We start from the raw sequence: 12,857 nt of genomic DNA, 5'->3' as shown, positions 1-12,857 counted from the left end.
ATTATAAACCTTAAAACGTTTTTCCTTTCCCAATCAAGAGATGCTCTGCGCCTGGACCTAACAATAGCGCTGGTAAAAAAGTGAGAGCACCCACTAGAAAGATCACAGAAATCAAAAGTAGAATGAACAAGGGGCCATTCGTGGAAAAAGTTCCTTCACCCGCTGGCGCTACCTTTTTTTCGATCAAGGCGCCAGAAAGCCCAAGCGCAGGTAAGATAACCGCGAATCTACCCACGAGCATGCAAAAGGAAAGAGCCAAATTATAGAATGTAGTATTTGCATTCAAACCGGCAAATGCCGAACCGTTGTTTCCGGAGGCAGAGGCAAATCCATATAAAATTTCGCTCAAACCGTGGGGGCCAAAGTTCGTCCTGGAAGAAAGCCCGTAATCATTCACTACCGCGAATGCAATAAAAATCAATATTGTGATTCCGGCAGTCAGGACTCCGACTAACGTTAGTTTTACCTCCCTGGATTCTATTTTCTTACCGAAGTATTCGGGAGTCCTTCCTACCATCAGACCAGCCAGGAATACGGTTAGGATTACATAAAATAGCATTCCGACTAAACCAACGCCTACTCCGCCAAAAACGATCTCTCCTAATAATATATTCCAGAGCGCTGCACCACCAGCTAACGGTGAGTAGCTGTCGTGCATGGAGTTAACCGACCCGTTTGATGCCGCAGTCGTAATATTTTCCCAAAGTACACTTTGCGCGATTCCAAATCGTACTTCCTTCCCTTCCCAATTTTCACCTCCAATCGGTGAAAAAATGTTCAGCTCCGACCAAAGAGAAACAAAGAGACTAAGGAACAAAAGAATCAGCATTGCCCCAAAAAGTGAAGCTCCCGCCTTCCATGACTTCATCCATCGTGCATAAGAAAAAGGTAATGCAGCCGGAATCAAAAGAATCGCCAAAGATTCCAACCAGTTTGAAAAAGGAGTCGGATTTTCAAACGGATGAGCAGAATTGACACCGAAGAATCCTCCACCGTTGGTCCCGAGCTGCTTGATCGCGATCTGAGAGGCCGCTGGGCCCAGAGGAATTTTTCCTTCCTGGCCATCGAGGCTCGTAAAGGAAACCGATCGGCCGAAATCCATAATGACTCCTTGAGAAACCAATAAAAGACCGTAAAGAATTGAGAGAGGGAGAAGAATATAGAGGATCGATCTGGTAAGGTCAGTATAAAAGTTTCCAATTCCTATACTTCCTTTGGGCTGCGGCTGTATCCCTCTTACCAGAACCGCCAAGACTGCGATCCCAACACCGGCGCTAATAAAATTTTGTACGCAGAGCAATAACATTTGACTGCCATAAGAAAGCGAAACCTCTCCGGAATAAGCCTGCCAATTCGTATTGGTAGTAAAACTTACTGCAGTGTTCCAGGCCAAGTCCCAAGGAACTCCGGGCTTATTCTCCGGATTCCAAAATAGAATATCCTGATAATGTAATCCTAGAGTACATACTGTAAGACTGATCACCGTGAGAAACAGCAGATCGATTGCATACTCTTTGGGGCTTTGAGAACGTTCTGGATCTACAAATGTGATTTTATAAAAGAAGGACTCAATCACTACGACCGGCTTAAAGAATTTGGGAAATTCTCCGTCCAAAACCCTCGCGATATAATTTCCTAAACTCGGGGATAAAACCAACAAAGCTGCAAAAAACAAAAAGAAAAATACTGCGTCATTTCCGTTCATTCTCTATTCCTTATACTTTTTCCGCTCGAAATATGGAATACACTAGGTACACAGACAGAACGAATACCAACGATATCAGAAATGTAAAATACAAGTGAGCTCCTTTGACAATTCAGGCAGTCTCCCAAACTGAACCTGAATGATCGCGCCAAAAGAGTAGCTTTATTTAAGATTTATGTCAATGGAAGGAAGCGTAAGAATTCAATCGGATCGCGTAAAGATTCTGTAAAGATTAGCTCTCCGTTTAGGCCAGAGCCCCTCCGCAGGAGGACCCACTGCCCGCTGTGCAGCCGAAACAGTGCTGACCCAACCGAATACTCTTTGATTTGAATGAGTCTGGGGTAAATTCTTCGATTCTGGAAGGAGCTCCTTCTATTTGCAAATCCAGCATTTGGTTGAAATCACAGTCATAGAGTGCGCCGTCCCAGCCTACGCTCAAAGTATTTCTACACATGAGTCCTTTTACTGCCCCGAGATTAAAGGAAGATACGAGTCTTTCCATATATTCTTCCAAATTCCCGCTTTCTAGTAAGTATTCCAAAAACCTACTAATCGGCATATTCGTAATAGTGAATAGAGAGTTAAACGTGATCCCATGAGCAGAGAATAGTTCTTTCTTAAACTGGCTTTCTAGAGAAGATTGTTCCCCCGGCAAAAAAGCTCCTCCCGGATTATAAACCAGATTCAGAATCAAACCTGAGCCAGATTGTCCATAACCGACTGCATTCAATTTCTTTAATGCAACAGTCGATTTATCAAATACCCCCTCTCCTCGTTGCGCATCGGTCCTGCGCTTTTGAAAAAAAGGAAGACTAGAAACGACCTCTACCCGATTCTTCGCAAAAAATTCTGGCAAATCCTTATATTTTTCTCCAGCGAGCAGAATGGTAAGGTTACACCTCACCATGATTTTTTTGCCCAGCGCCCCTGCCCTCTCTACAAACCAGCGAAAATTTGGATTCATTTCGGGAGCTCCTCCCGTAATATCCAAAATTTTTATATTCGAATCACCTAATGCAATGAGGCAATCCTCCATTGTTTTTTGATCCATAACCTCTTTTCGATCTGGACCTGCGTCTACGTGGCAATGTTTGCATGTCTGATTGCATTGCTTTCCTAGATTGACTTGCAGAATTTCGACCCCATTCGGAATTCTTAAAAGTTCCTCTCCGCCGTTTTTCCTAATAATATCCTGAAACAAAGGGAATCCTTTTTTGGAGCTCAGGTCGGAAAGAATATGAATTTGTTCCTTTGCATCCGAAAGTATACTTCCTCTATTCAATAATGATTTCATAAGAAAATTCTAAAATAGTTCGATTTACATTCCAAGTTCTTTTACTTTATTCATCATTTGGACTCCGTGGACCAAACTAGAACCGCCTCGAATCGCCGCGGCGACATGTACTGCTTCCATCATCTGTTCTTCTGTAGCGCCTTTTTCTAGGCTTTCCGTAGAATACGCGTCTATGCAATAGGGGCACTGAACCGTATGAGCAACTGCGAGCGCGATCAAACACTTCTCCCTCGCGGTAAGAGCTCCTTCTGCAAAAACGGCACCATAATAGTCGAAAAATTTCTTGGCTAGATCTGGCTGAAACTCGCTGATATTTCCGAACTTTTTGAGATCTTCCGGATGGTAATAACTAGAATGGTCTCCCATAGATTCTATCTCCGAGGCATTTTCCTCAGTCAGGCTCGCGCTCATGAAAATTGCTCAGAATACGATCGGGCAGAAAGAGGACTTCTTTCTTTGTAAATCTTCCTAGGAATTTAGAAAAGTATTAAATGCTCAGTGTTTGTTTATGGTAACTCCGTTCGGCTTCGGAGGAAAGGAAAGTTTATGGCATCGATCGCATACTTCCTGAGGAACCAAACCCCATCCCATCAATAAAGCAAACACATAGCATCCCGCGCAAAATCCAATTGTACTCTCTAAAACAGAAAACAAAAGTAGAACGGAAAGTAGGATTTGAAAGGGAAGAATTTGTCCTAAAAACAAGAATATGAATCCTGCTAGACTGAAGATCAATCCTACAAACTGGGCGAATCTTTTCGGCGGACCTGCTACGGTTCTGCTTTTTACCCCGATAAATGGAATGATAACATGGGAGGCAAATAAGCCAAACGGGGAAAATTTCGGACCGTACAACACTCGCGCTAAAAATCCGTACGCCAACCCGCCCGAAAGCCAAACTGACTCGGTCCAGAGAGTTAAAAGGGTAAGAACAGCGACCAGACCGGCTACGATTCTTGCTCCGTATTCATTTACCGCGTCCGGGTATTTTCCGATTCGAATCATCTGAACCCCTCCGGGGGAAAGCTCGGAGCTTTCTCTAATTTAGACTGGATTTTACAATATACTAAAAAATACTCAATCGGTTTGTTCTGAAATGGTTCAAGATTTTATTATATCTTTGCAAAAGGCGACGAAAAGGATTCTAGCCAAAATTTCTCCAGTATTTTCTCTATTACTTTGGGCATTACCACTTTTAATCTTTCCGCTGTATTCGGAAAGGTCGAATACCTTAGTTCTATTTTTAGCCTTCGGACTTAGCCTGTCCGGATTTTCCATTTACCTTGTTTCTCTAAAATCAGGAGGCTCGGAAAGACTGGGAATTCTCTTTGGAATTGTAATCAGAGCAGTTCTGATTTTTTATCCGGTTTTTCTTTCAGAAGACGTTTACCGATTCCTCTGGGACGGAACCCTCTTTTACGAAGGAATCTCTCCCTTCTCTTCTGCACCTGAAAACTTGGAACCCTCTCTGATTTCCGAACTTTCCCCTCAAATCAAAAATGAATTATTACAAAAGATGAATTCGAAAGGCTTTCACTCTGTGTATCCTCCGATTCTTCAGATTCTTTTTGCAGTTTCCTCTATCGGAATGTTAAAGTTCCAGAGTGTTTCCGTTGGTATTATCCTTTGGAAAACCATTCTATTTCTATTCGAGTTGGGCGTACTTTATCTCTTCGCCAATTCACGCTCAATTGCAAAACCGAAACTGTTTTTACTCTATTGGTTACATCCTTTGGTACTTTGGGAAGGAATCGGAAACGGGCACGCGGAACCTATCCTGGTTTTTTTTCTAATCTTCTCCTTAGAATCCTATCGCCGAAAAAAAATATTCTTAGCGAGCCTCAGTTTTCTTGCTGCGATTCTTACAAAACTAGTTCCTCTCTTGTTTCTTCCCTTCTTATTTTTCCGAAAGATTACTGGAATCAGCAAAGAGCAAATCTCTAGGAAAGTTGTACTCGTACCCTTGATCTCCGCGACCTTTGTATTCGTCTGCAGTTTCTTGTTCTTTTTTTGGATCTCCTCGGATTCCTTTTTTTCTAACTTCCTAGAGTTGCTGAAAGCACAATGGAAGAGTGGAATCGGAGTGTATTTTCGCCTCTTCGAATTCCACGGACTCATGTATTATCTTTGGAAATGGATCCTACAGCAATTCGGACTGAATTTCTATCAGGCAGGAATCCACTTAGCGATTTTATCCGGTGTGTTCATCCTGATTTCCTCCTGGAAGGAAGCAAGGCTAGAAACCGAAAACGGTCAAGAAATCATTCCTAGAACGGCAAAGTTTTGGATCCTATGCCTCGGAATTTACTACTGCTTTTCGACTACGATCCATTCCTGGTATCTGCTTCCTTTACTCGCGATTTCTGTTTTTACCGGATTTTTCTGGCCGATCGTTGCTGCGAGCGTTTGGATACTTTCGTATAGCACGTACGGAAATGTGCCGTATAAGGACAGTTATATCATAATGCTGCTAGAATTTGGTTTGGTAGCTATCGCATTTTTTTGGGATGTAAAAAGGAAAAATCAAAAAATCCAGAAAATCTTTGACGAACCTTCTGTTTAGTTTCCTAATCACTACATTGTTCATAAGTAGAAGGCACAATGGTCACAAACAGAGAGGCAACGTTTCAACAAAATATAGAAGCAGAAATACTCAAGAGCGAAGGATTGAGGTCCAAGATTTTATTTGCAGTATTTACCTTAGGGTTCCTGAACTGGGTGATACTCTATCTCTTCTTTGAAGAGAGATTCAAAGCTGGCATAGGCTTCGATTTTCCGTTTCTACTTTTGATCTCTGTCTTAGGGTTCGGGATCGCTTACGAAGGAATCGTTCTTAAAGTGCAGGGCTATCTCAAAAAAAGAAAAAAGCCTTTGCCTCTGTTTGCCAGATTCGCAAATGCACTGATAGAAACTTCTCTCCCCGGGCTTGTAATATTAGTTTTTGTTCATAAGTACACAAATCCGATTCTATCGATCCATTCTCCTCTCCCAAATCTCTTTTTTATATTCATTCTCCTTTCGGTACTTCGAATGGAATTCGGACTCTCCTTGTTTACTGGATTCATTGCCGGGGCGGAATTTTTTGCGCTGGGTCTCTACTCGATCGCCAGGTCTACTCCTGATTCGAACTTTCTGTTCCTTTATTCTTATTTGCCCTTGGTAATGAGGACGACCACATACATTCTGACGGGAGTAATTGCTGGGTTAGTGGGACACCGACTTAGAAACAGTATTAAGGAATCAGTTCACCTTGTGGAGGAACGAAACGAAGTAGTCGGAATGTTTGGACAATACGTTTCCCCCGCAGTCGTAGACAGACTCATGAACCAAAAGAGTGGAATGCTTGCCGAAAACAAACATGTTTGCGTAATGTTCTTAGATATTCGGAACTTTACACAATTTTCGGAGAAAAGAAGTCCTACAGAAGTAATCGATTACTTGAACACTCTTTTCCAAGATTTAATCGAGATCGTGAATCGAAATAACGGGATCATCAATAAGTTTTTAGGAGACGGTTTCATGGCAGTTTTCGGGGCACCTCTTTCTGATTCCGGTAAGGATGTCCAGAATGCAGTGAACGCTTCCCTAGAAATCTTACGCAAAATAGAGGATCTCAATCATTCCAAGAAAATTCCAGAAACCAAAATTGGAATCGGTTTACACGCAGGAGAAGCAATGACAGGTAACGTAGGTTCTACAGAAAGAAAAGAATATACGATAATCGGAGATACTGTCAACCTTGCCTCTAGAGTAGAACAACTCAACAAGGAATTCGGCACGGTATTACTGGTCACCGAATCCGTGTATAACGACTCCAAGGATTTCTTGTCTGCACATGAACTTCCACCGGTGAATGTCAAAGGCAGAGAGGAGTCGGTGAGAATCTACAAAGTGGAATAGATTCAAAATAAGAAGGTACCTCCATGATCTCGCCAAAACAACATTACGAGAATTTTCTATCAGAAAAGTACGCTTGGATGTTAGGCGATCTTCCAGAAAAGGAAAAGGAAGAATTGGAGTTATTTGAAAGCTGGGGTTTTTCTCCGCAAAAGAACGGATATGCTTGGGACCTGGGATCCGGAAACGGAGTGCAAAGCTTACCTCTTGCAAAACTAGGTTTCAAGGTTTTAGCAATAGATTTCAGCGAAAATTTATTAAACGAACTCAAAAGCAGAAGCAAGACGGATCAGATCCAAACCAAAGTGGCGGATATTCGGGATCCGACCTTGTACACGGGAGAAAGCCCAGAGTTACTGATTTGCATGGGAGATACTCTCACGCATTTAGAGTCTCAGATGGAAGTGGGAGATCTGCTTTCTACTTGGGCTTCCTTTCTGATGGATGGAGCAAAACTGGTACTGGGCTACCGAGATCTGAGCTCTGGAAAAGATGGAGACAAAATAGGCTTTGTAGTTCGCTCCGAAAGAGAAAAAATATTCAGCTGCTTACTTACATTCGCCACTGGAATTGTGGAGGTCACGGACATATTTCACGAATGGAACGGAGGCTCTTGGAATTATCAGATGAGCACCTACCACAAGATCGTTCTGCCCTTGGATAGAATGATAGAATCCATCAGCAAAAGAGGATTCGCATTACTCCACCAAAAAGAAAGGAACGGAATGCAAATCCTGTGTTTTGAAAAGGGTCAGATCGTTTAACAAAAACCTATAGACAGCTTCCTTAAAAAAAGGATTCTGTTCGTATCCCGTTGATCCGTTGTACAAATGATTGATAAACTCATACGATTTTCCATAAAAAATAGGGTTCTGGTTTTAGTTCTGACCGGAGCGATCACAATCGTTGGGCTATACAATACGATTCGACTATCCATTGACGCAATTCCGGACGTCACGAATGTGCAAGTATCCATCGTCACCCAGTCACCCGGACTTTCTCCGATAGAGGTAGAACAATTCATCACATTTCCGATCGAAATGGAAATCACCGGAGTTCCTCACGTTACAGAAATACGTTCGATTTCCAGAACCGGAGTCAGTAGCGTCACCGTAATTTTTAAAGATGGAACCGACATATACTTTGCGAGACAGCTCATCAACGAAAGACTCAGAACCGCAGAAAAAGCGATTCCGAAGGGCTACGGATCTCCGGAATTATCTCCGATCGCCACTGGCTTGGGCGATATCTACGAATTCTTTTTAACTTCGGACAGACACACTCCCGAGGAACTCAGAACCTATATGGAATGGGAACTCGCGAGGGAAATCAAATCAGTCGAAGGAGTGATCGACGTAAACATCATAGGCGGAGAAGCCAAACAGTACCAGATCAAAATCGATCCACAAAGATTAGCAGTTCACAATATTACGTTATCTGAACTTTGTCTGAGCCTGGAGACTGCCAACCAAAACACAGGTGGTGGCTATATCGCAAAAGGTTCGGAACAAATCGTAATCCGAGGAGAAAGCCAATTCAAGACGATAGAAGAAATCAGGAACGTGGCCGTCAAAACAGAAAAAGACGGAGTTCCGCTGCTCCTAGGACAAATCGCAAAGGTAGAAACAGGACCAGCACTTAGATTCGGTCTGATTACAAAGGACGGCAAAGGAGAAGTTGTCGGGGCCACAACAATGATGTTGATGGGTCAGAACTCTCTACAAGTAGTAAAGAGAGTCAAAGAGAAGATAGAGCTCGAAAGAGAAAAGCTTCCGGAAGGGATGAGCTTGGTCACATTCTACGATCGATCGGAATTCATCGGAAGGACACTTCGTACGATCTTTATCAACTTGGCGGAAGCTGCGTTGCTCGTAGTGGTAGTATTGATCTTAGCCCTAGGAACCGTAAAAGGCGCATTGCTAGTCAGTCTCGCAATTCCGATACCGATGTTAGCAGCTACGATCTTTATGCGAATGTTCGGGATCGTAGGAAATTTAATGTCCCTGGGAGCTTTAGACTTCGGGTTACTAGTCGATGGAACCATCGTAATGTTGGAATCCATTCTGCACGGATTCATTTTAAGAAAATCATTCTACGAATTACAAAATACCCAGGAATCTAGAGCCCTAGCTTCGGAGGAAATCGTCACCGAAGCTTGTATTCGAGTCGCGAGGGCGGCCACGTTTTCTGTCGGCATTATTCTGTTGGTTTATCTTCCTCTCATGACCCTCGAAGGTGTAGAAGGTAAAATGTTCCAGCCAATGGCAATGACTGTTGCTCTCGCGCTCGGAATGTCCCTGTTATTTTCACTCACAACTTTTCCGGCAGCAGCAACCATACTATTTAGAAATCCGGTGTTTCACCATAGCAAATACTGGGATATCATCACGGAGAAGTATAAGACTCTTTTAATCTTAGCAATGAGGAACAAAATGTTTCTGGTTCGCTCCGGAGTAGGTTTGTTCATAGTCTCCCTTCTTTTGGGCTCTACGATGGGTTCGGAATTCTTACCTAGAATCGACGAAGGAGAATTTGCGATCGATATTAAGCGACTTCCCTCTGCATCGATTAATTACTCTAGAGATACGAACATCGAAATAGAAAACACTCTCAAAAAATTCCCAGAAGTAGTAAGCGTAGTCAGCAAAATGGGTCGAGGAGAGTCTGCAGCAGAGCCCATCGGAACCGAAGAAGGCGAGCAGATGGTAAAGCTAAAGCCGATCAGCGAATGGGAAAGCGCCGACTCCAGAGAAGAACTCATGGACACGATGAAATCCGAAATCTTGAAATCTGTTCCAGCCACCACAATCGCTTTAGGTCAACCGATCGAAAACAGAGTGAACGCATTGCTTTCCGGATCCAAGGCGGACGTGGTGATCAAAATTTACGGGGATGACTTACAGACTCTAAAAGATACGGCCTCTAAATTTGCGGAAAAAGTAAAATCTGTTCCAGGTGCAGCGGACCTAAGGGTGCAAAGAGTCTTAGGCTTACCATTGGTAGAAATCAAAGCGGACAGACAAAAGATGTCTCGCTACGGAGTAGAAGCCGGAGAAATTCTTACCACAGTAGAGTCTCTCCGTATCGGAAGGAATGCTGGTAAAGTATTCGAAGGATTCAAACGATTCGATTTGGTAGTTCGATTGCAATTGGATGTGTCCGATCTGGAACAGGTAGAAAACATACCTGTGATGACTTCTAGCGGGGCTACGATTCCACTAGGACAGGTCGCAAGTATAGAATTAGTGGAAGGCCCGGCAGCGATCTATCGTGAAGGATTAAAAAGAAGAATCATGGTAGAGATGAACGTTCGAGGCAGGGACCTAGTAGGCTTTGTAACCGAAGCGCAAAAAGTCACAGCAGAGTTAGAAACTTCTCTGCCTGACGGCTACAGAACGGATTGGGGCGGACAGTTCGAAAACTTTACCAGAGCAAAGAATCGTCTGTTAATCGTCGTACCGATTGCATTAGGAATCATCTTCTTCATGTTAATCGCCGCCTTCGGAAATATATATTACGCGATCGGAGTGTTCGTAGTGGTTCCGTTAGCCGTCTCCGGAGGAATTATTGGATTATTCCTGAGGGGACTTCCATTGAGCATTCCTGCGGGAGTTGGATTTATCGCGGTGAGCGGCATCTCAGTATTAAACGGCGTCGTTTATGCTTCTACATTAAAAGAAGAATTACTAAAAGGACTTTCGATTTCGAAGGCGGTCATCACAGCTGGAATTCATTCTCTCCGTCCGGTTATGACCACCGAGTTGATTGCAGCGATCGGCTTCCTTCCGATGGCGCTCTCTACACAAGCCGGAGCGGAAGTGCAAAGGCCCCTCGCGACAGTGGTAATCTTTGGAGTAGTAATCGCTACCATTCTATCTCGTGGCCTACTCCCAATCATTATGGAATATCTTCTGAACATCTACGAAGAAAGGGAGAAGCGTAAGATAGAGAAGAAAAAACAGTTGGAGGCAGAGCTGCATGACGCTCGAAGCTTTGACCCCCTTTTTGAAGAGGAAGAAGCTCCTTGGACCAGCGATTGGAATTCGGAAGAATGGAAGGAAGACCAACCAGGGGTTACACCTTCTAAGGACGGCAAAAAAGCCTCTAGGAAAAAGAGTTCCTCCACTCGAAAAAAGTAATCGAAGGAAGCTTGGTTTCCTTAGAGCTGATGGTAGTACTAAATTCATGCGCCAATTTGGCAGAGTTCTATTGGACAAACGGAGAATCATGTCGGAACTTCGCGCCTTCACAAAATCCCTTGATAAGAGACATAACTTTCTATTATGTCAGAAAAAAAGTTTTCACGAGAGGCATTCACTTCAGTCTGTGCAGCCTAACCAAGAAATTTTAGTTTATGGAAAACCAAGACCCAATCGTGCAACTTCTGGATTCCACTAAGGATCCATTCAATCTATCCATTGCATCCGCAAGGACCTGCTATTCCTCCAAGGGAATCTTACTCCCCTCCGATATGGTGAGTTCCGAGAAGTCTCTAGAGATCAGAGACAAAGTAGCGAAGTCCACAAAAAAAGCCGGACATCTTACCACCAGACAACATCCTCATTTTATATTCACTTTAGATAAAGTTTCTAGGCAGTTCGTTTGGTCTTTCTTGCATTCTCATCCTTATTATAATTCGGAACAGGTCAGCCAAAGATACGTTGAAGTAAAAAAGGAAAATTACTACGTTCCCGCAAGCTTGAGCGGAAGATTGAAGGAACTCTACTTAGAAGCCATCGACTACGCATCCAATGCCTACTTTGAATTCGTGGAGCTCCTACACCACTTTATACAAGACGAATATTTCTTAGTCTACAAAGCTAGGGCGAGCTATCCGGAAAAGTGGCAGGCACCTATTAAGAAAAAATGTTTGGAAGTAGCGAGATATCTGCTTCCACTCGGGACCTACACTTATTTGTACCATTCCGTCAACGGACTTACTCTGCATCGATATCACAGATTGATGAATTCGTTTAACGTTCCCGAAGAACAAAAAAAAGTCATCGATTTGATGATAGAAAAAGTGAAAGAATCCGATCCACTTTACGTGAACGAAATGGACGACCCGATTCCGTTGGAAGACACAGCAGAATACCGCTTCTTTACGGAATTTTATGGAAATGCATCCGAAGAATATCAACCGGAATCCGCGAAGACCTTTGTGAGAGAATTTGACGAGGATTTGGATGGACGCTATTCAAAATTAGTTTCCTATTCCGCAAATGCTCCTGAGATTTTGGCCTCCTCTGTCCGGGCTATATTAGGAATTAGTAAACAAAGCCTAAAGGAAGAGGATGCGATCCGATTGGTTCTCGATCCAAGCAAAAACAAACATCTTACCTCCACTCTGAACGAAACGACCTTGAGTCCGATCTCGAGAGCCATGTTCAATGTGCATTATTCTTTCAAAAAGAGAATCTCTCATACAGCAGATAGCCAAGACCAAAGACATAGAATGGTTCCCGGATCCAGACCGGTGTTACTTTCGCAGTATGCAGGGATGCCGGATTACATCGTCCCGAAAGTGGTCTCCAAGTATGCTCAGCTGGAAGAGACCTACAGAACAAAAATGGATGGAATATTCAAAAAACTCAATGCGTTTTTAGAAGCCGGAGGAAAATCGGAGTACGCGACCTATCTACTTCCAAATGCTTTTCCGATTCGTTTTTACGAGGGTGGAGATCTACTGAATCTGCACCACAAATGGAGAGCCAGAACTTGCTACAACGCACAAGAAGAAATCTTTCAAGCATCGATCAACGAACTCTTGGATCTATCCAAGGTTCATCCCGAAATCGCGAAATGGATCAAAGCTCCTTGCTGGATTCGATTGCAAGGTGACGTAAAACCGTACTGCCCAGAGGGAGATCACTACTGTGGAACCCAGGTATGGAAACGGGAACTTACTGACTACGATAGAACTTTATAAGGCCCCAAAAAGGAAATAATCCCTAGAAGCCC

Annotated in this window: 10 protein-coding genes; 5 read left to right on the top strand and 5 right to left on the bottom strand. The window is 43.3% G+C overall.

Features of this window, described 5'->3' with window-relative positions; translation table 11 throughout:
* Nucleotides 1–10: 10 nt before the first annotated feature.
* From kdpA to CH373_RS04725, 5 genes are all read right to left on the bottom strand, one after another.
* Nucleotides 11–1,705 (bottom strand): potassium-transporting ATPase subunit KdpA, encoded by a 1,695-nt coding sequence (kdpA, locus tag CH373_RS04740; RefSeq protein ID WP_100715265.1) that lies wholly within the window; start codon nucleotides 1,703–1,705, stop codon nucleotides 11–13.
* Between the two features lie 10 nt (nucleotides 1,706–1,715).
* On the bottom strand, nucleotides 1,716–1,775 hold the full coding sequence (locus CH373_RS18920) for a potassium-transporting ATPase subunit F (protein WP_423789818.1): 60 nt from the start codon (nucleotides 1,773–1,775) through the stop codon (nucleotides 1,716–1,718).
* A 174-nt stretch (nucleotides 1,776–1,949) separates the two neighbouring features.
* Nucleotides 1,950–2,999 carry an arsenosugar biosynthesis radical SAM (seleno)protein ArsS gene (arsS, locus tag CH373_RS04735; RefSeq protein WP_100715267.1) on the bottom strand — a complete coding sequence of 350 codons (1,050 nt, stop codon included), beginning with the start codon at nucleotides 2,997–2,999 and terminating at the stop codon, nucleotides 1,950–1,952.
* A 24-nt stretch (nucleotides 3,000–3,023) separates the two neighbouring features.
* On the bottom strand, nucleotides 3,024–3,365 hold the full coding sequence (locus CH373_RS04730) for an arsenosugar biosynthesis-associated peroxidase-like protein (protein ID WP_100715268.1): 342 nt from the start codon (nucleotides 3,363–3,365) through the stop codon (nucleotides 3,024–3,026).
* Nucleotides 3,366–3,494: 129 nt separating this feature from the next.
* Nucleotides 3,495–4,004, bottom strand: a complete 510-nt coding sequence (locus CH373_RS04725; protein WP_100715269.1) for a DUF4395 domain-containing protein — start codon at nucleotides 4,002–4,004, stop codon at nucleotides 3,495–3,497.
* Between the two features lie 91 nt (nucleotides 4,005–4,095).
* Between CH373_RS04725 and CH373_RS04720 the strand changes: the two genes are divergently transcribed.
* From CH373_RS04720 to CH373_RS04700, 5 genes are all read left to right on the top strand, one after another.
* Nucleotides 4,096–5,562: an MptA/MptB family glycosyltransferase gene (locus CH373_RS04720; protein WP_100715271.1), complete on the top strand. Its 1,467-nt coding sequence runs from the start codon at nucleotides 4,096–4,098 to the stop codon at nucleotides 5,560–5,562.
* 38 nt (nucleotides 5,563–5,600) lie between these two features.
* Nucleotides 5,601–6,899, top strand: coding sequence for an adenylate/guanylate cyclase domain-containing protein (locus CH373_RS04715; RefSeq protein WP_100715272.1), 1,299 nt, complete (start codon nucleotides 5,601–5,603; stop codon nucleotides 6,897–6,899).
* A 23-nt stretch (nucleotides 6,900–6,922) separates the two neighbouring features.
* Complete coding sequence (locus tag CH373_RS04710) at nucleotides 6,923–7,660, top strand: class I SAM-dependent methyltransferase (RefSeq protein ID WP_100715274.1); 738 nt, start codon at nucleotides 6,923–6,925, stop codon at nucleotides 7,658–7,660.
* Between the two features lie 66 nt (nucleotides 7,661–7,726).
* Nucleotides 7,727–11,035, top strand: a complete 3,309-nt coding sequence (locus CH373_RS04705) for an efflux RND transporter permease subunit (RefSeq protein WP_100715275.1) — start codon at nucleotides 7,727–7,729, stop codon at nucleotides 11,033–11,035.
* A 215-nt stretch (nucleotides 11,036–11,250) separates the two neighbouring features.
* Entirely contained in the window at nucleotides 11,251–12,825 is a 1,575-nt protein-coding gene (locus tag CH373_RS04700) for an FAD-dependent thymidylate synthase (protein WP_100715277.1), read from the top strand.
* The last annotated feature ends 32 nt before the right edge of the window (nucleotides 12,826–12,857 follow it).

It is taken from the genome of Leptospira perolatii, from assembly GCF_002811875.1.
GTDB lineage: Bacteria > Spirochaetota > Leptospiria > Leptospirales > Leptospiraceae > Leptospira_B > Leptospira_B perolatii.
The sequence above is the reverse complement of the archived record's forward strand: the minus strand, read 5'-3'. Positions and strand labels throughout refer to the sequence as shown.